The sequence below is a fragment of the Bacillus sp. NH11B genome (assembly GCF_001884205.1).
Classification (GTDB): Bacteria; Bacillota; Bacilli; order Bacillales; family Bacillaceae_G; genus Bacillus_A; species Bacillus_A proteolyticus.
Window position 1 is genome coordinate 1 of the sequence record NZ_MAOG01000028.1, and the last position, 24,501, is coordinate 24,501.

The window sequence follows — 24,501 nt, forward strand, 5'->3', positions numbered from 1 at the left end:
AGCCACCGAACATTCTAGCCGCTGCAGCTAGATAAGATCAAACCGGAAACAAAACAACTAAGAGACTTGATGTCATATCAAGTCTCTTTCTTTCATGAAAGGAGAATGAATGATGGAGACGATGCCGAATTGGTTAATGCAACGTGCATTTTTAACACCTGATCGTACTGCAATTGAAATAGAGGAAGAGAAAGTTACTTTCATGCAGCTGCATGAAAAAGTAGTATCTGTTTGTGAACAGCTTTCACATGTTAGAGTGAAGCAGGGGCAAAAGGTGGCTGTTCTGATGAAAAATGGTATGGAGATGATTTCAGTTATTCACGCCCTATCTTACGTAGGTGCAGTAGCTGTACTTTTAAATACGCGTCTTTCAAGAGAAGAGCTACTTTGGCAAATGGATGATGCTGAAGTTGTTTGTTTAGTGACGGATCAAGATTTTGAGGCTAAGGGTGTTCCTGTCTATTCGTTCGCTGAAGTGATGAATGGGCCAAAGGCAGAAGCCTCTATACAAGAAGAATTCTCTTTAGAAGAAGCGATGACAATTATTTATACGTCTGGGACGACAGGGAAACCGAAAGGCGTTATTTTAACGTACGGCAATCACTGGGCAAGTGCGGTTGGTTCTTCGCTTAATTTAGGGCTTCGTGATGATGATTGCTGGTTAGCTTGTATGCCGATGTTCCATGTTGGCGGACTATCTCTTTTAATGAAAAATATTATGTATGGTATGCGCATTTTACTCGTTCCGAAATATGATGCTAATTTCATTCATGAAGCACTTCAAACTAGAGGTGTTACGATTATTTCTGTCGTTTCTAAAATGTTAACAGATTTATTAGAGAGACTTGGAGAAGGAACATATCCATCTTCTTTACGATGCATGTTACTTGGCGGGGGACCAGCGCCGAAACCGTTATTAGAAACGTGTGTGGATAAAGGAATTCCTGTGTATCAAACGTACGGAATGACAGAAACGTCGTCGCAAATTTGTACGTTATCCGCAGATTACATGTTAACGAAAGTAGGATCAGCTGGAAAACCTTTATTCCAGTGCCAACTCCGTATTGAAAAAGATGGCGTCTTAGTGCCGCCGTTTGCGGAAGGCGAAATCGTAGTAAAAGGACCGAACGTAACAGGTGGCTATTTTAATCGTGAAGATGCGACGCGCGAGACAATTCAAAATGGCTGGCTTCATACTGGTGACCTCGGTTATTTAGATGAAGAAGGATTTTTATACGTATTAGATCGCCGCAGTGATTTAATCATTTCAGGCGGAGAAAATATATATCCAGCTCAAATTGAAGAAGTGTTGCTTTCTCATCCGATGGTAGCGGAAGCAGGTGTTGTCGGTATGACTGATGATAAATGGGGACAAGTACCAGCTGCTTTTGTTGTAAAAAGCGGGGCGGTAACAGAAGAAGAAATTCTGCATTTTTGCGAGGAGAAATTAGCGAAATATAAAGTACCGAAGAAAGCTTGCTTCTTAGAGGAATTACCACGAAATGCTTCGAAAAAATTGTTAAGACGAGAGTTAAGACAATTAGTGGAGGAGATGTAGGTGGAGATAAAAAAGGCAACACTTTATATAACGGAAATGCCACTTGTCATCCCGTTTGCGGCAAGCTACGGGACTTACGAAAAGCGTGAGAGTATCGTCGTTGAATTAGAAGATACGGACGGGTGCATTGGTTTTGGGGAAGTCGTTGCGTTTTCTGAGCCTTGGTATACGGAAGAAACGGTGAGGACAGCACTGCATGTACTGCAAGACTTTTTATTACCTGATTTATTAAAGGCTGAAATTTCTCATCCGAATGAGGTACCGGGTCTATTTCAACATATAAAAAGAAACCGAATGGCAAAGGCGGGAATTGAAGGGGCTGTTTGGGATTTATATGCGAAGCGTCAAAAGAAATCGCTAGCGACATTACTTGGCGGAACTAAGTCTGAAATTGAAGTCGGTGTTGTAATCGGAATTAATACGATTCCGATTATGTTAAAACAAATCGAGAAGTACGCGGAAGAAGGATACGAGCGTTTTAAAGTGAAAATAAAGCCAGAACATGACTACGAGTTATTAAAAGAAATTCGTAAAGAGTTTCCGTACATCCCGTTAATGGCTGATGCGAATTCTGCGTATACATTAGCGGATGCAGAGAAACTGAAACGATTAGATGAATTCAGGCTGATGATGATTGAACAACCACTAGCGGATTACGATTTTCTTGATCATGCACAACTGCAAAAGAAAATTGAAACACCGATTTGTTTAGATGAAAGCATCCATAGTTTAGAAGACGCGCGCGTTGCGATTACACTTGGCAGTTGCCAAATCGTTAACATTAAACCAGGGCGAGTGGGCGGATTAACAGAATCGGTTCAAATTCATAATTATTGTATGGAGCATAATATCCCTGTTTGGTGCGGTGGTATGGTAGAGATGGGGATTTCACGAGCGCAAAATGTTGCGCTTGCTTCATTGCCGAACTTTACGATTCCTGGCGATATATCTGCCTCTAGTAGACATTGGGAGAAGGATATTATTTCGCCGGAAGTGATGCTTAAAGATGGGAAAGTGATTGTACCGCAAAGCATTGATGCTGAGTATGAGGTGGATCGCGGGAGATTGGCGGAAATTACGAAACAGCGGATTGTTTTGGAGCGGTAGGGATTTTGTCGTTAATTGTCGGTAAGTCGATATATTTCAATAATCGCTGATATAATTCGAGTTACGGTCGATATAATTGAAAAATCGCCGATATAATTCAAGTAGTGGTCGATATATTTGGAAAATCGCTGATATAATTTTATTTACCAAGGTTACTTTAACGAGTAGCCTTTTCGTATTGTACAAATTGGATAGACTAGTTTACAATCGAGCGTATAAAAGGGGGAGTAAAATGAAGCGCATTTCAATTTTAATAGCTGATGATGAGGCAGAAATTGCTGATTTAATTGAGATACATTTAGAAAAAGAAGATTACCACGTCGTGAAAGCAGCTGATGGAGAAGAGGCAATTCATATTATTGAAACGCAGCCAATCGATTTAGTGGTTTTAGATATTATGATGCCGAAGATGGATGGTTATGAAGTGACGCGCCAAATTCGTGCGAAGCACCATATGCCAATCATTTTCTTAAGTGCGAAAACGTCTGATTTTGATAAGGTGACAGGTCTTGTATTAGGTGCAGATGATTATATGACGAAACCTTTTACACCGATTGAATTAGTTGCACGTGTAAATGCACAATTACGCCGGTTTCTTACGTTAAATCAGCCAAAAGTAGCGGAGAATAAATCTGCTTTAGAGGTAGGCGGAGTCGTTATTGATCCGGAGCGAAGAACAGTGAATGTGTACGGAGAACAAGTTGAATTAACACCGAAAGAGTTTGATATTTTATATTTATTAGCGAGCCATCCGAAGAAAGTGTACAATGTGGAAAATATCTTTCAGCAAGTATGGGCGGATGATTATTATGAAGGTGGAAATACAGTTATGGTACATATCCGTACTTTACGAAAAAAACTTGGAGAAGATAAAAGAAAAGATAAGTTAATAAAAACAGTGTGGGGAGTAGGGTATACTTTCAATGGCTAAAAAGATGAGAAGTTTTCGCTCGAAGATGGTTATGCTATTTGCGTTAAGTATGATATTAGCCGGTGGCGTAACATATTTCATTTATGAAGGATTAAGGATTTATTATAAATTAGTCGTTCGTTATGAAGATCCTTTAGCTCAATTTCGTTCCGTGGTAAGACAAATTGGGGACGTTAATTTCTTTTTAATTATTTTTATCCCTCTGTCCATTATGTTTTTCTTCTTCCTTACTAGACCGTATTTAAAGTATTTTGATGAGATTTCAAACGGGATTCATCATTTGGCGAACGGAGATTTTACAAATCAAGTGCGCATTTCATCAAATGATGAGTTTGGATATATCGCAAGCGAAATTAATGTAGCGAGTGAGAAATTAAAGGAAGCAGTGGAACGAGGAGACTTCGCGGAAAGTAGTAAGGATCAGCTTATTGTTAACTTAGCTCACGATTTAAGAACGCCGTTAACATCAGTGTTAGGATATTTAGATTTAATTCTTAAAGATGAGAATTTGACGAAGGAACAAATTAAACACTTTTCCACGATTGCTTTTACGAAATCGCAAAGGCTTGAAAGCTTAATTGATGAATTATTTGAAATTACACGTATGAATTATGGCATGTTACAACTAAATAAAAAGCCGATTGATATAAGTGAGTTGCTTATACAGCTAGATGAGGAATTGTATCCGCTATTAGAGAAACATCATTTAGAAGCAAGATTGCATGTTGATCCTCATTTACCGATTAACGGTGATGGAAAATTGTTAGCTAGAGTATTTGAAAACTTGTTAACAAATGCCGTTCGATACGGATATGATGGGCAATTTGTTGATCTGAATGGGTATATCGATAATGAAGAAGTTGTCGTACAAGTTATTAATTACGGAGATAGCATTCCAGAAGAAGATTTACCGTATCTTTTTGATATGTTTTATACAGGTGATAAGGCAAGATCAGAGCAGCAAGGTGGTACAGGCCTTGGGCTATTTATTGCGAAAAATATTGTTGAACAACATGATGGGAAGATTTCGGCTGAAAGTAATGTAGTTAGAACAATATTTGAAGTGCGATTGCCAAAAGACGAGAATTTAACAATTTAATAAAAATTTAAACTTTACCCCACTTTTTATTTTAATAGTTTTTTCTATTCTATACGTAAGTTACGTTAAGGAGGAACTAGAAATGAAAAAGTGGGTATTTATTTCTCTTTTTTTATTATGTACAGTCTGTGTAGGCTTTTATATATCACCATTATTTCAAAAGGAAATCGACGTTAAAATTGTCGGGAAAGATGAGCTAGTAAAGGCGGCAAACACCGAGAGGAAAGAGATTACGAAGGAACAAATTTATAAGGGCGATTTATTATTAGTTAACAAAGATTACCCAGTTAAAAAAGATAGTATTAGGTCTGATATTATAAATTTAAATCATAATAGTGAATTAGTGAGAGGCTATGTAATATTTGATAGAAATCTTCGTTTATCAAAGGATGTTGTGAAAAAGTTTTTGAACGTTGTCGATGCGGCTGGAAAGGAAAGTGTTAACCATTTTTTGATTAGTAGTGGTTATCGAGATTTCCAAGAGCAAAGACAGCTATATGAAAAAATGGGATCTGATTATGCGCTTCCAGCAGGATACAGTGAGCATAATTTAGGCTTATCACTGGACGTTGGGTCTACTCAAAAGAAAATGGAGAAAGCGCCTGAAGGAAAATGGATTGAAGAGAATGTATGGAAGCACGGATTTGTTTTACGTTATCCGAAAAATAAAAGTAACATTACTGGAATTCAATATGAGCCATGGCACATCCGTTATGTCGGCCTACCTCATAGCGCAATTATGCAAAAAAAGAATTTTACACTAGAGGAATATTTAGAGTTTTTAAAAGAGGAAAAAGAGATTTCAACTGAAGTAGAAGGTAAGAAATATACTGTTTCTTATTATAAAGTTTCGGGGAATATGAAAGTGAATGTTCCGGTAAATAAGCAGTATGAAATTTCCGGGAACAATATGGATGGGGTTATTGTGACGGCTCAGGAATAGAGAAAAAGGCTGTGCCATGTGGGACAGTCTTTTATTATATAAAGAGGGAATTGCCGTTCTTTGCCGTACTATCAATATTTTTGGGAGCCCTTTTTTATTTATAATTAAACATTATAACGTTATATTTACTTCTCCCTTTTTTTGTGTTACGCTAAACGTGTGAAAGAGATATAAAATGAAACATTAATGTAAGCGTATTCTTATGGCTTCTTATAGAAAAGGGTGGAAATACAATGACAGAACGATTCGTACTACGTAATGTGAAACGTGTGAACGGGGAAGAGATTGACATTGTAATTGAAAATAATAAAATCGCACAGGTGACGAAAGCAGGTGCTGGCGAGGGTGGAAAGGTTCTTGATTACTCTGGTACTTACGTATCGAGTGGCTGGATTGATTTACACGTTCACGCTTTTCCAGAGTTTGATCCGTATGGCGATGAGGTGGATGAAATTGGCGTTAAGCAAGGGGTAACGACAATTGTTGATGCGGGTAGCTGCGGAGCTGATCGCATTGCAGATTTAGCATTAAGTAGAGAACAGGCGAAAACGAATTTATTTGCCTTTTTAAATATTTCTCGCATCGGTTTGAAACGAATTGATGAACTATCCAATATGGAATGGATAGATAAAGAGAAAGTAATAGAAGCAGTAGAAAAGTATAAAGATATAATCGTCGGATTAAAGGCGAGAATGAGTAAAAGTGTCGTTTGTGATAGTGGAATTGAACCGCTTCATGTTGCACGCTCTTTATCTCGTGAAACATCATTGCCGATTATGGTACATATCGGTTCAGCACCTCCTCGCATAGAGGAAGTTGTACCTCTTTTAGAAAAAGATGATGTGATTACACATTACTTAAACGGGAAAGAAAATAATTTATTTGATGAAGAAGGCAAACCGCTACCTGTGTTACTAGATGCAGTGAATCGCGGCGTACATTTAGATGTTGGTCACGGTAATGCTAGTTTTTCTTTTAAAGTAGCAGAAGCAGCGAAGCATCACGATATTGCCTTTAATACAATTAGTACAGATATTTACCGGAAGAATCGTATACACGGTCCAGTGTATAGTATGGCTCACGTTCTTTCGAAATTCCTTTACTTAGGTTATCCGCTAAAAGAAGTAATTGATGCGGTGACGAAACATGCGGCAGAGTGGCTGAAAAAACCAGAGCTTGGCCGTATTCAAGAAGGAGATATTGCAAATTTAACTTTATTTACGGTGAAAGATGAGAAGGTTACGTTAATTGATTCAGAAGGGGATCAGCGCATTGCTGAAAGAAGGATTGATACGAAAGGGGTTGTAATCAATGGGTCATTCATTGAATGCTAAGTACGGATTAAAAAGAGTGATTAATGCGAGCGGTAGAATGAGTATTTTAGGTGTATCCGCTCCGGCAAATACAGTTATGGATGCAATGAAACATGGTGGACAAAATTATGTGGAAATTGCTGATTTAGTAGATAAAGCAGGAGACCATATTGCGAGAATTCTAGATTCAGAGGCGGCAGTTGTTGTGAATTCAGCATCAAGCGGAATTGCACTTTCTATTGCGGGTATCGTTACGGAAGGAAATCGACGTAAAAGTGAAAGACTTCATCAAGAGGTCATCGCGAAAAACGAAGTGATTATGTTAAAAGGTCATAACGTTCAATACGGTGCTCCTGTTGAAACGATGATTTACTTAGGTGGAGGAAAACTCGTTGAAGTTGGTTATGCAAATGAAGGGAAAGCAGAGCATATTGAAGATGCGATTGGTGAAAATACAGCAGCGATTCTTTATGTGAAATCACATCACGCAGTGCAAAAAAATATGATTTCTGTTGAAGAAGCATGGGAAGTAGCACAGCGAAATAACATCCCACTTATCGTCGATGCGGCAGCTGAAGAAGATATTCAAAAATATGTGAAGTATTCAGACCTTGCCATTTATAGTGGTTCAAAGGCGATTGAAGGGCCTACTTCTGGTATTGTTGGCGGGAAACGAAAATATATTGAGTGGCTGAAAGTGCAATTACATTGCATCGGGAGAAGTATGAAAGTTGGGAAAGAAACAACGTTCGGCTTACTTCAAGCACTTGATGAGTACGGAGTAAAAGAAGATAAGAGCCAGCAAGAAAAAGAATTGTTACAAGTACTTATACCGCTAAAAGAATTAAACGGTGTAAATGTAACAATCGTGCAAGATGAAGCAGGAAGAGCAATCTTTAGAGCACGTATTCACATTAACGAGAATGAGTTAAATAAATCAGCAAAAGACGTTGTAAATGCATTACGCGAAGGGGAAATCGCCATTTACACACGTGATTACGGAGTAAGACAAGGATTCTTTGATATTGATCCACGTCCACTTCAAGGTGATGACATACATGTGATTGAAGAAAAATTGAGAGAAATTGTAGGGGGAAACTAAAATGACAAACATTCAAAAACGTTTTTATAAAGGACGCGTAGCATTAAATGTGTTAGCGAACAATATCCGAAATGCAAAAGATATTTTTGAAGCAGCAGAAGGTTATGTAGTAGTAGGAGTGTTATCAAAAGACTACCCAACAGTAGAAGAAGCAGTTACAGCGATGAAGGCATACGGAAAAGAAATTGATGACGCTGTATCAATCGGACTAGGAGCAGGAGATAATCGCCAAGCGGCAGTTGTAGCTGAAATTGCGAAGCATTATCCTGGTAGCCATATTAACCAAGTGTTCCCTTCAGTTGGAGCGACACGTGCAAATCTTGGCGGAAAAGATAGCTGGATTAATAGTTTAGTATCGCCAACAGGAAAAGTAGGGTACGTAAATATTTCTACTGGTCCAATTAGTGCGGCTGGAGAAGAAAAAGCAATCGTTCCAATTAAAACAGCGATCGCACTTGTACGTGATATGGGCGGAAATTCATTGAAATACTTCCCAATGAAAGGTTTAGCTCATGAAGAAGAATATCGTGCAGTTGCGAAAGCATGTGCGGAAGAAGGATTTGCATTAGAGCCAACAGGCGGAATTGATAAAGAAAACTTTGAAACAATTGTACGTATTGCGCTTGAAGCAAACGTAGAGCAAGTTATCCCGCACGTGTACTCTTCTATTATTGATAAAGAGACTGGCAATACGAAAACAGAAGATGTTCGTGAATTATTAGCAGTAGTGAAGAAGTTAGTTGATCAATATGCGTAAGAAAATCGCGGCATTCGGCGAAGTAATGATGCGCCTGCAAGTACCAGGATATGAATTGTTGTCGCAAGCTAACACGTTAAATTACTCATTTTCTGGTACAGGTGTGAACGTTGCAGCAGCACTTTCTCATCTCGGGCATGAAGGCTTTCTTATTTCAACTTTACCAGAGAACTCGGTTGGGGATGCTGCAGTATCATATATTCAAAAGTTAGGCATTCAGGCACCGTTTATTTCAAGAGGCGGTAAATATGTCGGCATGTACTTTTTAGAAAATGGATTCGGCGCACGTGCAAGCCGCGTTACATATTCGAATCGATTAGAAAGTAGCTTCAATACGGCATGTGAAGAAATGTATCAATTTGAAGAAATCGCAAAGGAAATTGATATCGTTCATTTTTGCGGCATTACACTTGCGATGAATGATACTGTGCGCCATCATATGAAATCTTTAGGGAAAGCAGTTAAAGAAAACGGAGGCACTGTCGTTTTTGATTGCAATTATCGTCCCTCACTTTGGGGAGAAGATGGATATGAACAGGCGAAACCGCACTATGAAGAAATGCTTGGTCTTGCTGATATCGTTATGATGAACGAAAAAGATGCGATGTTTGTTTTAGGAATGAAAACCGAAGAAACGGAGCGAGAAGCACAACTTGTTGATCTTATTCCAAAAGTAGCTGAAACGTATTATATCGCTACAATTGCTGGTACACATCGCTCTATTAATAGCGATAATACACACTCGCTTCGCGGATTTATATGTAAAGATGGTGCGTTCACTTTTGCAAAAACCCTTACGTTTTCTGTATATGATAGAATAGGTGCTGGAGATGCTTATACGAGCGGGATTATTCATGGCGAGATAGAAGAGTTTGCACCAGAGAAAGCTGTTTCATTTGCGTCAGCAGCTGGAATGCTTGCACATACAATCGTCGGTGATACGCCAATGTCATCAGAGAAAGATATACTTCGGGCAATGACGGCATCAGTAGGTGATGTAGAAAGGTAGTGGGTGTAACAGTGAACGTAACGAGGAAAAAAGGACCATTATATTTGCAAATAAAAAATATTATTCGCGATCGAATATTACATGGTGTATATGCCATTCATACGAATATTCCTTCTGAACCACAATTAGAAGAAGAGTTCAAAGTGAGTAAAATTACAGTACGAAACGCAATTAAAGAACTAGCTCAAGAAGGATATTTAGAAAAGAAAAGTGGTAAAGGAACGAAAGTCATTCGTAATACTTCTGCGACAAAACTTTCAAAAGGTAAAAAATTTACAGAAGTGTTAGTGGAAGAAGGCTATAAAGTACAAAAGAAATTGCTAAAGGCAGAAGTAGTCCATAATGAAGAAGGGACAGTGCCATTTCGTTTATTTGGCAAAGAGAGTTTCAGAATCGAGCGTCTATACTCTTTAAATGATGCTCCGTATATTCATTATACGCACTATTTTTCAGCGCGCATGGCAAGTACAGACTTATCGGACTTTGATTTACAATCGCTTTACGATCTAGTCGAGGAACAAGGGATACATTTAGAAAATTTCAGAGATGAATTTGCTGTTGGGGCTGCACCTAGTTTCGTTGCGGAAGCGTTAGGGGAAAAAGAAAAGACAGCATTATTAAAACGTATGCGTTATTCTTACGATGAAGTAGGCGAAGTAATTGAATATAGTGAAGGCTACTACAATACGGAAATGCAGCATTATGTAGTTAATTATGATGTGTAAAAAATGAAGAGGGACTAATTCCCTCTTTTTTTGTAAAAAATTTTCATATCGAAGGGGAATGGGATATGGATATATACTTATTAATCGTCACGTTAATTGCAATCGCAATTGTTATTTTAGGAGTATCGTGGTGGAAATGGCATGCGTTTATTAGTTTAACGGTTGCTAGTCTATTTTTAGCTATTATGTCTGGATTGAACTTGACCAAAATTGTTACTGCCTATGAAACTGGTGTTGGAAGTGTACTAGGGCATTTAGTCGGTATTTTAGCTCTCGGTACGATTTTGGGTAAAATGATGTCTGATTCAGGGGCTGGCATGCAAGTAGCAGATTTCTTCATTCGATTCTTCGGGGTGAAAAAATTACCTTGGGCGATGTTATTTGCTGGATTTGTAATCGGGATTCCAGTGTTTTTTGAAGTAGGGATCGTCATCCTATTACCGCTCGTTATCTCCATTAGAAAAACAACAAAGCAAAATATATTGTTAATTGCGTTACCTGTTATTGCGGGATTATCGATTGTACATGGGCTAGTGCCTCCGCATCCAGGTGCGATGACAGCAATTGGTATTTATAATGCGAACTTAGGAAAGGTACTATTGTATTCATTAATTATCGCATTACCAACAGCAATTATTGCAGGGCCTGTATTTGCAAAGTGGGTACATAAGCGAGTTATACCTGAAAATGAACCAGAACTTGTTCGTGTTACAACAGTATCTACTGATTTGCCAAGTCGTAAAGTTTCATTCTTTATCATTTTATTACCAGTAGTCTTAATGATTTTATCGGTAGTCGCACCATATATTTCATTACCGAAAAAAATGACGGAATTTTTAATCTTTATTGGAAGCCCAGTAATCGCTTTACTAATATCATGTTTCGCAGCATTTTATTTGCTTGGCATAAAACAAGGAATTAATAAAAAGATGATAAAAAAATTAACAGATGAAAGTTTATTACCAGTCGGTTCAATTATTTTAATTATCGGTGCAGGTGGTGGATTTAAGCAAATATTAATTGAAAGTGGTGTTGGAACAGCCATCGCTCAAATGGCAGAACATATTTCATTATCACCAATCGTCTTAGCGTTCATGGTAGCGGGGTTAATCCGAATTGCAACAGGTTCAGCTACAGTAGCATTAACGACAGCAGCAGGAATTGTTTCACCGGTTATTCAGCACATGTCTGGTGTGAATTTAGAGTTGCTGGTTATTGCAACGGGCGCAGGTTCATTAATGTTTTCTCACGTAAATGATGCAGGGTTCTGGCTTGTAAAAGAGTATTTAGGTTTGACAGTAAAAGAAACGTTTAAAACGTGGACGGTACTCGAGACATTGTTATCATTTATTGCATTCGGTTTTGCGCTTTTACTTAATATGTTTGTTTAAAAGAAGGGGGTGCCTATTTAAAGGTATCCTCTTTTTGTGTTGGGGCTCTTTTCATGAAACAAGCCCGTTTTTAGGTAGGCCAAGCTTCCGATTTGCCCTGAAAACATAATATAAATGGAATCCCCTCATTTAGAGCAAGAGGAACTTGTTATGAATGATACTAAAGGAGGAATAGAGTAATGAGCGAAAAGTGTGAACACAGACATGATGATTGCGACCGCAGACGTGGGTGCGGAGGCGGTTTTGCGCTTCTAATCGTATTGTTTATTTTATTAATCATTATCGGTGCTAGCTGCTTCGGCGGTGGCGGTGGTTGTGGTTACGGCGGTTATGGTGGATATGGCGGCGGCTATGGTGGATACTGCTGCTAATTATTAAAAACTATTGAAAATGGCCTTGTGCAATACGCACAAGGCCATTTTATTCATGTTCTAATATGCTGTGATAATTTATTGATGTAAAGAGAACGGATTAAGAAGAAGAAAATAATCTCGATAATCCCGAACAAAGTAAGTATAATCACTAATTCTTTTAATAAAGAGAAAGAAAACATGTTTTGTAAAAACTGAATTGCAAATATTGTATGAATACCAGCAACGATATAAGGAATGAAAAATAAGATTCCTAATTGAATCGTTGCGGAGCGAAACATTTCTGACTCAGTTAATCCAAGCTTTGTAATCGTAATGTACTTTTGTTTTTCAATTGTTAAGTCATTATACATACGGAAGTATAAAACACTAGCTGCCCCGATAAAGAACATAAAGCCAAGAAATGTCCAAATAAAGAAAGTAGCGATTGAATTTCCTTTACTATAGTTTAGATAATCAGTAGCTGTATGAATATTAAATGGGGTGTTAGGAGCCGATTCTATATTTTTATATGCCTCATAGAAGCTATCCGCATCATTCCCAATATGTTTTGAAATATTTTTCGTCGGAACAATTGCATCTTCCCAGTTCTCAACGAAGTAGTTATACACTATAGTCGTTTCAATATGAGGAATCATATTATCAAATACATAATCTTGTACAACAATTATATGTGGGAATGCAAAGGCTGGTTCGATTCCTTTATTAATAAATCCTTTAATATGAAATTCCTTTTTGTTTGATCCGAGTGTAACTGTATTTTGTTTTGCAAATGGATTTGATACAAGATTTAAGAGTTCTGGCGAGTACCGAGAAATAATATAAACTTGTGTAGCATCAAGAGTTATTTCCGGCCTCTTTAATTGTTTCGCAAGTGTGTTATAGTCACTCATTTTCATAAGAGTAACGTCTTCTTTTAAAGCTGTATCTTTCAACATTGTAGTCTTATGCTTATTGTATTGAAAATTAGCATTTGTAAGCTCCGTTTCAATTGTAGCAGTGTGCTTTTGTTCAAATGGATTTTCACCCTCGGACGTATATGTGAAGGGGAAAGGATATCGTTCTAATGTCGATGCTTTCGTATTATTATTAGCAGCAAATAACCCAGTAATAATTGTAAATGCAAGTGCTGACAACATAGAAACGATAAAGAGCACATTAATATTACTACGTGTACGGCTAGCTAAATCTGAAATCCATAACATGTTTATTTGTTTCATATAAAACTTTCTCCGTTTTTTTAAGATAAAGATAAAGAGGAGAAACGTCTGTGAAAAGAATAAATATGTTCCGACTATTACGAGTGGCAAAATAGATAACATGATAAGGTATACCGATCCATTTTGTGCATTTTTTTCTGTTACGTAGCCTTGCGGATAACCGGCGATATAATAACATAATGTTAAGCAAATTAAAGCGAATATCGAAATAAGTATAGATGGTTTCTTTTCTTTGTCTCCTTTTTTTGTCCCCTTAATGTGCTGTGTTGTTTTCCGAGTGCGAATGAACATCGGTGTAAACGTAGAAACGATGAAAAATAAAATGATAAACGTTACCGTTGTAACGATAATAGCTTCTGTTGGCCAATATAAATAGAGGCCGTTAGCATTTGTTAATTTAGAAGTAACGAGTAAGAAAAAGTTAGAAAACACAAGCCCGCCTTGAATACCTGCAAAGATAGCGAGTACTCCAATGATCATATTTTCAGTAAACAAAAGACGTTTTAATTGTTTTTGAGATATACCGAGAACAGTTAAAACACCAAATTGCTGTTTCCGTACATTTAAAAATGTCCCGATAGAATATAAGAGAAAGAAAAACGAGAACAAAACGATAACAAACTGTGCCATGCCAGCTAAGTTCATGAGAGGATCTTGTTCCTGCAATTTATTCATAATTTGTAACCGCGGATGATACGCGTATACAGTAAATGAAAAGAAAACCATAATAGAAAACGCACTACTTACAAAGTAAGCGAAATATGCTTTCGAATTACGCGAGACATTTTTAAATGCAAATTGCCAAAATGTCATCCACGTCTTCCTCCTAGTAATGCTAGAACATCTAATATTTCTTGATAGAATTTTTCACGGTACAATCCGCGGTGCAGTTCATTGTAAAGTTCGCCATCTTTAATGAAAATAACACGGTTACAATAACTTGCTGCAAACGGATCGTGGGTAACCATTAAAATTGTTGCATCCTCTTCTTTGTTCAATTTCGTAAATAGCTCCATTACATCAATTGCCGCTTTTGAATCTAAGTTTCCTGTTGGTTCATCGGCAAGTAGAAGTGAAGGATGATGAATAACAGCACGTGCTACTGCGGTACGCTGTGCTTGTCCTCCAGAAACTTCAAAAATACGCTTGTCCAAAATGTGATCAATTCCAAGCTTTTTTGAAATGTTATCAAGCTTTTCGTCCATTTCTTTTAATGGAACATTATCTAACGTTAAAGGTAGTACGATATTTTCACCGATTGTCAGTGTATCTAGTAGGTTAAAGTTTTGGAAAACAAATCCTAACTCTTGGCGGCGGAAAATAGCTAACTTTTCTCTACGAAATGTGTGCGGTTTTTTTCCGTTAATAACGACATCACCAGAAGTGGGAGAATCAATTGTAGAAATAACGTTTAAAAATGTAGATTTACCGCTACCGGACGGCCCCATGATCGCAACGAATTCACCTTTATCTACGTGTAAATTTATATTTTTTAAAGCGGTATGGGGGACTTTCCCCTCATACACCTTTGAGACGTTTTTTATGTGTAATACTTCTTCCATAATAATCACCTTTCTATTTTTAAAACTTAATATGTTGTGATAATTTTTGCATATAAAAGGAACGAATTAAAAGGAAAAATAAAATTTCAACTGTTCCAAAAATCAACAGTACGACTGTAATCTCAGCGAAGAACGAGAGATGTAAAACTTCTTGTAGCATCTTTGTCGCAAACATCGTATGGATAGATGCCATAATGTAAGGCACGAAGAATAAGATGGCAAGCTGAATTGTCGCTGAACGTTTCATTTCAGTTTCAGTTAAGCCAATTTTCGTAATCGTTATATATTTTTCTTGCTCATTTGTTAAATCTGTATACATTCGGAAATAAAGAACACTGCCAGCACCGATAAAGAAAATAACACCTAAGAAAGTACCAATTAAGAAGAATGAGGCGACATTTAGTTTTGTTGTGTATAGAGAATGGCTCGCTTCACTTGCATGGAACGGTGGATGCTCTGCTTGAATTGCTGCATTGTCGTTATCGATTTTTGTTATAAACGATGAACCGATATTATGTGCTTTTTCCCAATCTGTAACTTTGAAGTTATATACACTCATTTGTTTGGAAACGGTTGATAAGGCTTCTACATTTTTATCAGATAAAATGAGCAACTTTCGTATTAAACTATTTGGAAATGGATTATAACTTTTATATTCTTTTACTTGCAAATGTAAAGAATTTTGAGCAAGTGTAAGAGTACTTTTCTTTTCTCTATCATGTAGTGTTCCAACGACTTGAGCATCTAAATCTTTAATTAGGACATAAGATTCATTCTTATTCACCGTGAGTTTTTCCCAATTTAATGCCTTAGCAAGTACATTATAGTCACTTTGTTTAATTGCGTAATAGAGCTGCGTGTTATCTTCAGCTGAAGATACTTCATATATATCCGTTTTAAATTTTGTATAAGTAAAGTGCTCTTCATTAAATTTCTGCTCTAACCAGTTTAAATGTTCATCAGCTAATGTATTTTCAGTATGTGATAAATACGTAAACGGGAAAGGATTTTCCCTAATTTCATCAAACTTTGTAAACTTTCCGAATCCATATAAGAATGTAATCATTGTAAAAGCGAGCGTCGATAGCATCGCTACTATAAAGAGCATATTAATATTTGTACGAATGCGCGATGCTAGATCAGAGATCCAAAGCATATTAATTCGTTTCATATAAAACGTTCTTCGCATTTTTAAAATACGAATAAGTAAAAAACTAATTTGTGAAAAGAAAAAGTATGTTCCAGCTGCAATAAGCGATGGAATGACAAATATACTAGAGACGACATATACAAGCCCAATTATATCGCCTAACGACATAAAATATAATGGATTGGATTCTAATACATATCCAGTTATTAAACATGCCGCACCAAATAGAGAGACGAGTACGGATGCTTTTCTTTCTTTTTGTTGTGTTCCTTCTTTTAAAAGACGTACGGCTTTTCTCGTACGAATGAGCATCGGTGTAAAAGATGATACGAGAATGAAGAGCCCGAGAAAGATGATGATAGTTAAAACGATAGCACTTGTAGGCCCATATAAATATAAACCAGGTACGTGTGTAATTTTGGCGGTAACTAATAAAAAGAACTGTGAAAAGACAACTCCAAGTTGAATGCCAAAAAATATAGAAAGAACACCAATTAACATATTTTCTATAAATATGAGTCGTTTTAATTGTTTTTGAGATATGCCAAGTACTGTTAAAATCCCGAACTGTTTTTTTCGTACTTTTAAAAACGTCCCGATTGAATACAGTAAAAAGAAAAATGAAAAGAACACAATGACAACTTCTGAAATTGTCATTAATATGTTCAGAGAATAATTCACATCTGTCATATGCAGTTTAGGATGAAATAAATAAACTGCAAATGAGAAAAAGATTGCAATGGAGAACGCACTGCTTACAAAATAGGCGAAATAAGCTCTGGCGTTTCGTGTCACGTTTTTAAAGGCAAACTGCCAAAATGTCATTCACCTAAACCTCCTAATAGAGTGAAGAGGAAAAGGCTATAAGAGATACCCTTTTCCTGTACTAATGTATTTATAAAACTTAACCATTCGTATACTCTGATAACTTTTGCATGTAAAAGGAGCGAATGAATAAGAAAAAGATGACTTCAACTACGCCAAAAATAATAAGAACGGCTGAAATTTCTTTGAATAGTGATAAATCAATTACATCTTGAAGCATTTTTGTTGCAAACATTGTATGAATGGACGCCATAACGTACGGAACGAAAAATAAAATGCTAAGTTGAATGGTTGCAGATTTTTTCATCTCTGCATCTGTTACACCAATTTTTGAAATTGCTACATATTTTTCTTGTTCGTTCGTTAAATCCGTATACATTCTGAAATAAAGAACGCTACCTGCTCCAATAAAGAAAATGACACCTAAGAATGTCCCGATTAGGAAGTATGCAGCACTTCCTGATGTGATTCTATATAATGAGTCTGCTGATTCATAGGAGCGTATAAGGGGGCCTTCGTATTGGAATGCCTCTCGATCTTTTTGTATTTTTTTCATAAAATCATTAGCAATTTCATACGTCTTTTCCCAGTTTTGTACGTTATAATTGTACGCTGATACACGCTTTGTTGTACTTGGTAAGTTGTTTACAACAACATCAGGTAAAATTAAAGTTTGATATGAAAAGTTAGAGGGAATGGCCCCTGCTTGTTCATAGCCCTTTACTTGTAATATCGTATTTGTGCTAGAAAGTGTAATGGATTTTCTATTGAAGCTTGGCTCAAATTGGCTGAATAAGGTGAAATAAGCGCCATCGCTTAAGACATATGCTTCGTTATCGCTCATGAATAGTTGTTTCATTCGCAGGGCAGCTGCGAGTTTATTATAGTCACTTTGTTTCATTGCATAGATGTCATTGTAAGTCGTTATACCTTCATCTTCTTTCAGTGGTGTTTCATATAAATCAGCTTTGATCTTTTTATAAGAGAAATTTTCTTTTTGTAACTGCTGCTCAAGCCAAGTTAAATGCTCGTTAGTAAAAGGGTTTGCGTCATATGAAAAATAAGAAAATGGAAAAGGTGAACTTCTCGTAACATCTAGCTTTGTAAACTTTCCGAATCCATATAGGAACGTAATCATTGTGAAAGCAATTGTAGAAAGCATCGCTACAATAAAAAGCATATTGATATTCGTTCGAATACGACTTACTAAATCCGAAATCCAAAGCATATTAATTCGTTTCATATAAAACTTTCTTCTTTTCTTTAAAATATAAATAAGTAAGAAACTAATTTGAGAAAAGAAAAAATATGTCCCAATTGTAACAAGTGTTGGAATCACAAAAACACTTGAAACCATATAGATAACGCCTACTTGCGTGTTTATTGAGAAGAAATATTTAGGGTTTGCAGCTAAAATATAACCACCTAATAAACAGATAACACCAAATAGAGAGATAAATATGGATGGTTTTCTTTCCTTTTGTTTCCCACTATTAGTTTTTAATAGGTTTACCGTCTTTTTCGTACGAATTAGCATGGGTGTAAATGAAGATACAGCGATAAAGAGACCAAGAAACACAATCGTTGTTAAAATGAAAGCATTCGTAGGGGGATATAAATATATCCCTGGTAGATGTGTAATTTTCGCTGTTACTAATAAGAAAAACTGCGAAAAGACAAGTCCAAACTGCATGCCGAAAAAGATCGATAAAATACCAATTAACATATTTTCCGTAAAAACGAGACGATGTAATTGCTTTTTCGATATACCTAAAATGGTTAAAATCCCAAATTGTTTTTTTCGAACTTTTAAAAACGACCCAATTGAATATAGTAAAAAGAAGAAAGAGAACAATACAATAACAACTTCTGAAAAAATCATTAATCCTGAAATTTCAGAGATCATACTGAAATTTTGAAATTTCGGATGGAATAAATAAACGGCAAACGAAAAGAAAACAGCAATTGAAAAGGCACTACTTAAAAAGTAGGCAAAATAAGCTCTCGAGTTGCGCGTTACATTTTTAAATGCAAATTGCCAAAATGTCATAATATGTGCCTCCCGTTAGAAGGCCAATATGTAGTTTTATTGCAAAAAATGTATGAGAGTAAGTTCTCATACATTTTGCTAGCATATGTTACGATCATGCTTCGGTCACCTTCTCTGTATTTTCTGCTTGATTATTTGCAGCGTTGTGGAAGATGATTTTAATCGTCGTTCCTTTACCAACTTCAGAATCTAGTTTGACAGAGTGACCTAAATAATCGCAAATTTTACTTACAATATAAAGTCCCATACCAGTAGACTCTCCGAATGTACGACCATTTTTTCCAGTGTAAAATGGTTCAAATACTCTTCGAATATCTTCTTGCGGAATACCTACGCCTTCATCACGAACTTCTAAAATAATATCTTTTCCGTTTCGATAAGCAGATAAGAACACTTTCTTTCCGCGCTCACCAGAGTAACGAACAGCATTTGTCATTAACTGATAAATAATGAATTTTAACCATTTCGCATCAGAAGTAACTTTTAAATCAGAATGAACTTCTAAAACAGGGAAGACGCCATTACGGATGAATAGTTCTTTTAGGCCGTTAATATTTTTTGTTACAGTATCTTTTAATGAAATCGTCTCGACATGGAAGTCTTCATGGAAGTTATTTAATCTTGCCATGTATAAAGCCATATCAAGCCCTTGGTTCAGACGATCTAATTCCTGTTTAAACTTTGGAATTAAATGTTCATCTTCCATTTCGAGCACCATAAGTTGCATGACGGAAACAGGTGTCTTCATTTGATGCACCCAATGGTTAATGAATAATTGATGTTCTTGTTGTTTTACTTCATATGATTGTAGTTCTTTTTGGAAGAGACGGTACTGCGTACGCACGAGTTCATTTACACCGTGAGGCATCGGAGCAGTTGCTCTTTCAATAAACGCATCTTCCATTTTCTCTGGTTGCTCACTTAATCTATGGTACATTCTACGATTTCGAACGTAACGATAAGCGAGGAAACAAATGAATAAATATAAACTTAAAACGATGAAGTAAAATTTATTATTTTGAAATCCATCTACTGCATCATAAAGAACGAAAATGATACCGAAGTTTAATACATATAGTAGAAAAAATGCAAAATGATCACGTAAAAATAGCTTCATGCTTATTCACTCCAAGTTGCGTTAAAACGATACCCAAGTCCACGTACTGTTTCAATAGAGTTCTCAATACCAAGCTCATTAAACTTTTTACGAAGACGCGTAATGTTTACGTTTAATGTATTTTCTTCAACGAAGCTCTCATCGTCCCAAAGGGCAGCTAATAAATCTTCACGGCTTGCTGTACGAGGGAATTTAGATAATAGCATTTCTGCTAAAATAGCTTCTTTCTTCGTTAAAAGAACTTGCTCAGATCCAAAATGAATTTCTGGGCGTTCCGGGAATAATTTTAGTCCTTCTACATCAACGATACGTTCAGAAATATTTGGGGCATAATCACCGTAAATACGGCGTAATTGACCTTTAATTTTCGCCATTACAACGTCATAGTGGAACGGTTTCGTAATGTAATCATCCGCGCCACTTTCAATCGCCATAATTTGTTCCATTTCACCAGCACGTGCCGAAATGAAAATAATCGGACAAGTAGATTCATGACGAATTTGACGGCACCAGTAGAAACCATCGAATTTCGGTAAGTTTACATCAAGTAAAACAAGATGTGGTTTCACTGCGTTAAACGATTCCATAATATCATCAAAGTTTTCAGTAACAACAGCGTCGTAACCGTATTTTTGAATGTGAGATTGCAGTAATGATGAAATATTTGGATCGTCTTCAACGATTAAAATTTTATACATATGTATATTCCTCCTAAAAAAACAATTGTAGCTATAGTGTATCATGTGTTTCAAGTCTTTTCATTATGTTGAAATATAAGCTAGTAAACAGTATAGGTCAAAAGTGGAAAAAGTAAAAAGGGCTATGGATATAATTGACAATTGGCGGTTTTCGATTTAATATTTAGATAAATATCTAAATGTCTAATTAGTGAAAGGAAGAAAGACATTGAATCAAGCATTCAAAGCATTAGCAGATCCAACAAGGCGAAAAATTTTAGATTTATTAAAAGAAGGCGATTTAACAGCTGGCGAAATTGCTGAACAGTTCAATATGACAAAGCCAAGTATTTCACACCACTTAAATGCGCTTAAAAATGCTGAACTTATCCAAGATGAAAAAAGAGGGCAATTCGTTATGTACTCTTTAAACACAACTGTCTTTCAAGATTTATTGACCTGGGTGTTTACGTTTACGAATAAGGGGGATGAAGGGAAATGAGAAAGCATCTTTTTGCAATTATATTAATTCTTATAACCTGTATCGCATGGGCGTTTGCTTGGCCACATTTGCCGGATACAATCGCGACACATTGGAGTGGCGGTAAGGTAGATGGTTATTCTTCTAAACTTTACGGAATGATTTCTATGGTTGGAATTATGATTGCGTTATATGTATTTCTAAATGTGATACCAAAGATTGATCCAAGAAAAGCAAATTACGAGAAATTTTCTAAAGCTTTTATGATGATGAATAACGGGATACTCTTGCTACTATTTGTAGGAAATATAGATATTATTACAAGTGGACTAGGATATAATTTATTCATTAATCGAGTTCCAGAATTATTAGTTGGTGTTTTATTTGTAGTGATGGGTAATTATTTACCACAGTGTAAACCTAACTTTTTCGTTGGGATGCGTAATCCTTGGACATTGAGTAATGAAGAAGTATGGAGAAAGACACATCGATTTAGCGGGAAAGTATTTGTAGCTTTAGGACTGATTATGATTATAAGTGTTTTCGCTCCGGCTGATTGGAGATCTTATATGATGCTCGGGATTATAGTAGTTGCTGTCATCATAACGAATTTATATTCTTACGTTTTATATAAAAAAGAAATGCAATTGTGAGTAATAAGGGATTGAACGGTACTAGTTAAATTTTATATTTATAGTTTCTATGTGTTGAGGGGTTCTAATACTCAGTGGGGATAACGAAAAGGCTCGCTGAGTAAATTTTTTACTTTTAGATCTGAAAATTCAGTTAAAAAAGATGGTTTGGGGGAAATCACATGTTAGAAATTATAAATTTTAGCAAGACATACAAAGGTGGTAAGAAAGCGGTAGATCATTTAAATATTACTGTTAAAGCAGGAGACATCTTTGGATTTATCGGGCATAACGGTGCGGGAAAAAGTACAACAATTAAGTCGTTAGTAGGAGTTATAGATTTTGAAGAAGGGGAAATTTTTGTTGATGGACATTCAGTAAAAAAGGATCCAATTGCATGTAAGAGAGTAATGGCGTATATTCCTGATAATCCAGATTTATATGAGCAATTAACAGGAATTCAATATTTGAATTTTGTTGCGGATGTGTTTAAAGTGTCTGCGAAAGATCGGGAAGAACAGATACAGAAGTATGGGGATGCCTTTGAGATTACACCTTACTTAGGAGACTTAATATCTTCTTATTCACACGGTATGAAACAAAAAGTAGCGATTATATCGGCGGTTTTACATAAACCGAAATTATTAGTTTTAGATGAACCTTTCGTTGGTCTTGATCCAAAGGCAGCCGTAGTATTGAAAGGTATTATGAAAGAGCTTTGTGAAAAGGGAAGTGCGATTTTCTTTTCTACGCACGTTTTAGATGTAGCGGAGAAGTTATGTAATAAAATAGCGATGATTAATAGAGGGAAATTAGCACTTTCAGGGGAAGTGAATTCTTTAATAAAGGAAGGCTCATTGGAAGAGCTCTTTATGAAGGAGCTTGCTAATGAATACTAATAGTTTAGGGCTTTTGAAAATCCGTTTGATAACGCAGCTCGGTTTAAATACTTTTAAATACGAAAAAGATAAGAAAAAGAGGCAGAATAAGATTTTGCTGACAGCATCTATTGCCCTAGTTGGTGTCATGCTAATGTTATATTGTGGAACCTCGGCATATGGATTGGTGAAACTAGGAATGAGTGAAATTATTCCCGTTTATGCACTAGTTATTAGTAGTGTATTAACGTTGTTTTTCACTATATTTAAGGCAAATGGAGAAATTTTTGCTTTTAAGGATTACGACTTTTTAATGTCATTGCCGATTCGTGTAAGTACTGTTATTGCAAGTAGATTTTTGTATTTATACTTGCTGAATACGATCTTTTCAATCATAATCATGCTACCGATGGGAGTTGTGTATGGCATACATGGGAATCCATCAGTTTCTTTTTACTTTATGTGGTTCATCAGTATGTTTATAGCATCTTTAATTCCAACAACAATTGCAGCGATCTTTGGAGCTGCGATTACAGCAATCGCTTCTAAATTTAAAAATGCGAATAAAATAACTACGATTTTAAGTTTTATAGTAATTATTACATTTGGTTTATTTATGCTAAAAAACGGAAATGCTCAATATAGCCTTACTGATATGAACGGAATTGGTGCAATTGTCTCGGAGCAATTAACGAAAGTGTATCCACTAGCTAACATGTTTCAAAAGGCAATTGTTCATGCTGATATTGTAGCTTTCATCCTATTCGTTGGAATATCGGTTACTTGGTATTATCTTTTTATAAAAATACTTTCGTTAAAATATAAGCAAATAAACACAGGGATTTCCACTTATCATATGCTTTCAAATTATGAGATTAATAGTATGAGAAAAGAAAGTGTATTGGTCGCATTGTATAAAAAAGAACTGAAACGTTTCTTCTCTTCTACAGTGTATGTCATAAATAGTGGAATGGGAGTCGTGATGGCGATAGCTTTCTCGCTGGCTATAGTTGTAGTAGGGCCAAGTCAATTAATAGCGTATCCTGGAGTTGAGCTCCTGTTGCAAAAGATTGCGCCATTTGCTATTGCAGCAGCGATTTCGATGACGTGTACAACATGTGTGTCATTGTCTTTAGAAGGAAAAAATGTATGGATTATTAAGTCATTGCCTATAGCGCCAAAGGTGATTTATGACAGTAAAATACTTATGAATCTTTCATTAAGTATACCTGCATCACTTATTAGTGCCGTATTACTGATAATAGGATTAAAACTAGATGTTTGGAGTTCTCTTTTAATCGTAATAACACCGCTAGCATATTCATTATTTTCGGCAGTATGGGGGATTTTTATTAATAATCGATTTGGGTATTATGATTGGGTATCAGAAACCCAAGTAGTAAAACAAAGTGTAGGATCATTTGTTGGTATGTTTGGTGGCTTAATTGTGGCTGTTATACCTGCTTTGTTAATCGGTACGGCTGCGATCTCGAACTACAGAGCATTTACTTTTTTAGTTGTTATAGTGCTTACGATTATTACTATTTTCTTGTATAAGAACGAGTCGAGAAGAAGTATAAAGTAAAACTTTAATCAGTGGGGG

22 protein-coding genes are annotated in these 24,501 nt (G+C 36.2%); 16 read left to right on the forward strand and 6 right to left on the reverse strand.

All coding sequences use genetic code 11. The annotated features are described in order from the left end of the window. Positions 1-112: 112 nt before the first annotated feature. The 12 genes from BAU27_RS06530 to BAU27_RS06585 all read left to right on the forward strand — a co-directional run bounded on the left by BAU27_RS06530 (position 113) and on the right by BAU27_RS06585 (position 12,306). Positions 113-1,558: an o-succinylbenzoate--CoA ligase gene (locus tag BAU27_RS06530; protein WP_071770420.1), complete on the forward strand. Its 1,446-nt coding sequence runs from the start codon at positions 113-115 to the stop codon at positions 1,556-1,558. Continuing rightward, positions 1,559-2,665 carry an o-succinylbenzoate synthase gene (menC, locus tag BAU27_RS06535; protein WP_071770421.1) on the forward strand — a complete coding sequence of 369 codons (1,107 nt, stop codon included), beginning with the start codon at positions 1,559-1,561 and terminating at the stop codon, positions 2,663-2,665. Positions 2,666-2,897: 232 nt separating this feature from the next. Next, complete coding sequence (locus BAU27_RS06540; protein ID WP_071744353.1) at positions 2,898-3,596, forward strand: response regulator transcription factor; 699 nt, start codon at positions 2,898-2,900, stop codon at positions 3,594-3,596. After that, positions 3,589-4,695: a HAMP domain-containing sensor histidine kinase gene (locus BAU27_RS06545; RefSeq protein WP_071744354.1), complete on the forward strand. Its 1,107-nt coding sequence runs from the start codon at positions 3,589-3,591 to the stop codon at positions 4,693-4,695. The genes BAU27_RS06540 and BAU27_RS06545 overlap by 8 nt, the downstream gene beginning before the upstream one ends. Positions 4,696-4,777: 82 nt before the next feature. Further along, the gene (locus BAU27_RS06550; RefSeq protein WP_071744355.1) at positions 4,778-5,638 is read left to right on the forward strand and encodes a M15 family metallopeptidase; all 861 of its coding nucleotides are present in this window, start codon (positions 4,778-4,780) and stop codon (positions 5,636-5,638) included. A gap of 233 nt (positions 5,639-5,871) precedes the next feature. After that, the gene (locus BAU27_RS06555; RefSeq protein ID WP_071770422.1) at positions 5,872-6,972 is read left to right on the forward strand and encodes an amidohydrolase/deacetylase family metallohydrolase; all 1,101 of its coding nucleotides are present in this window, start codon (positions 5,872-5,874) and stop codon (positions 6,970-6,972) included. Beyond that, positions 6,950-8,053, forward strand: coding sequence for a DgaE family pyridoxal phosphate-dependent ammonia lyase (locus BAU27_RS06560; protein ID WP_071770423.1), 1,104 nt, complete (start codon positions 6,950-6,952; stop codon positions 8,051-8,053). The genes BAU27_RS06555 and BAU27_RS06560 overlap by 23 nt, the downstream gene beginning before the upstream one ends. Before the next feature lies 1 nt (position 8,054). Beyond that, entirely contained in the window at positions 8,055-8,810 is a 756-nt protein-coding gene (dagF, locus tag BAU27_RS06565; protein ID WP_000181936.1) for a 2-dehydro-3-deoxy-phosphogluconate aldolase, read from the forward strand. After that, complete coding sequence (locus BAU27_RS06570) at positions 8,803-9,819, forward strand: sugar kinase (RefSeq protein ID WP_071770424.1); 1,017 nt, start codon at positions 8,803-8,805, stop codon at positions 9,817-9,819. The genes dagF and BAU27_RS06570 overlap by 8 nt, the downstream gene beginning before the upstream one ends. Next, positions 9,819-10,544 carry a GntR family transcriptional regulator gene (locus BAU27_RS06575; protein ID WP_071770425.1) on the forward strand — a complete coding sequence of 242 codons (726 nt, stop codon included), beginning with the start codon at positions 9,819-9,821 and terminating at the stop codon, positions 10,542-10,544. The genes BAU27_RS06570 and BAU27_RS06575 overlap by 1 nt, the downstream gene beginning before the upstream one ends. 65 nt (positions 10,545-10,609) lie before the next feature. Beyond that, a complete protein-coding gene (gene gntP, locus BAU27_RS06580) occupies positions 10,610-11,935 on the forward strand; it encodes a gluconate permease GntP (RefSeq protein WP_071770426.1) in 1,326 nt (441 codons plus the stop codon). Between the two features lie 179 nt (positions 11,936-12,114). Next, positions 12,115-12,306 (forward strand): YjcZ family sporulation protein, encoded by a 192-nt coding sequence (locus tag BAU27_RS06585; protein WP_001290387.1) that lies wholly within the window; start codon positions 12,115-12,117, stop codon positions 12,304-12,306. Positions 12,307-12,359: 53 nt separating this feature from the next. Here the strand turns inward: BAU27_RS06585 and BAU27_RS06590 are convergent, their stop codons facing one another. The 6 genes from BAU27_RS06590 to BAU27_RS06615 form a co-directional block, all read right to left on the reverse strand. Further along, positions 12,360-14,339, reverse strand: a complete 1,980-nt coding sequence (locus BAU27_RS06590) for an FtsX-like permease family protein (RefSeq protein ID WP_071770427.1) — start codon at positions 14,337-14,339, stop codon at positions 12,360-12,362. After that, the gene (locus tag BAU27_RS06595; RefSeq protein WP_000393250.1) at positions 14,336-15,088 is read right to left on the reverse strand and encodes an ABC transporter ATP-binding protein; all 753 of its coding nucleotides are present in this window, start codon (positions 15,086-15,088) and stop codon (positions 14,336-14,338) included. Before BAU27_RS06595 ends, BAU27_RS06590 begins: the two co-directional genes overlap by 4 nt. A 19-nt stretch (positions 15,089-15,107) precedes the next feature. After that, complete coding sequence (locus BAU27_RS06600; RefSeq protein ID WP_071770428.1) at positions 15,108-17,063, reverse strand: FtsX-like permease family protein; 1,956 nt, start codon at positions 17,061-17,063, stop codon at positions 15,108-15,110. A 79-nt stretch (positions 17,064-17,142) separates the two neighbouring features. Continuing rightward, a complete protein-coding gene (locus tag BAU27_RS06605) occupies positions 17,143-19,113 on the reverse strand; it encodes an FtsX-like permease family protein (protein WP_071770429.1) in 1,971 nt (656 codons plus the stop codon). Between the two features lie 94 nt (positions 19,114-19,207). Continuing rightward, the gene (locus tag BAU27_RS06610) at positions 19,208-20,230 is read right to left on the reverse strand and encodes a sensor histidine kinase (RefSeq protein ID WP_071770430.1); all 1,023 of its coding nucleotides are present in this window, start codon (positions 20,228-20,230) and stop codon (positions 19,208-19,210) included. A 2-nt stretch (positions 20,231-20,232) separates the two neighbouring features. Next, on the reverse strand, positions 20,233-20,928 hold the full coding sequence (locus BAU27_RS06615; RefSeq protein ID WP_071770431.1) for a response regulator transcription factor: 696 nt from the start codon (positions 20,926-20,928) through the stop codon (positions 20,233-20,235). A gap of 208 nt (positions 20,929-21,136) precedes the next feature. On the opposite strand from BAU27_RS06615, the gene BAU27_RS06620 reads away from it, so the two are divergent. The 4 genes from BAU27_RS06620 (at position 21,137) to BAU27_RS06635 (ending at position 24,483) form a co-directional block, all read left to right on the forward strand. Next, the gene (locus BAU27_RS06620) at positions 21,137-21,409 is read left to right on the forward strand and encodes an autorepressor SdpR family transcription factor (RefSeq protein ID WP_071770432.1); all 273 of its coding nucleotides are present in this window, start codon (positions 21,137-21,139) and stop codon (positions 21,407-21,409) included. Next, complete coding sequence (locus tag BAU27_RS06625) at positions 21,406-22,041, forward strand: SdpI family protein (protein ID WP_071770433.1); 636 nt, start codon at positions 21,406-21,408, stop codon at positions 22,039-22,041. The genes BAU27_RS06620 and BAU27_RS06625 overlap by 4 nt, the downstream gene beginning before the upstream one ends. Positions 22,042-22,202: 161 nt before the next feature. Further along, complete coding sequence (locus tag BAU27_RS06630; RefSeq protein ID WP_071744369.1) at positions 22,203-22,919, forward strand: ABC transporter ATP-binding protein; 717 nt, start codon at positions 22,203-22,205, stop codon at positions 22,917-22,919. Further along, positions 22,909-24,483, forward strand: a complete 1,575-nt coding sequence (locus BAU27_RS06635; protein ID WP_071770434.1) for a putative ABC transporter permease subunit — start codon at positions 22,909-22,911, stop codon at positions 24,481-24,483. The genes BAU27_RS06630 and BAU27_RS06635 overlap by 11 nt, the downstream gene beginning before the upstream one ends. The last annotated feature ends 18 nt before the right edge of the window (positions 24,484-24,501 follow it).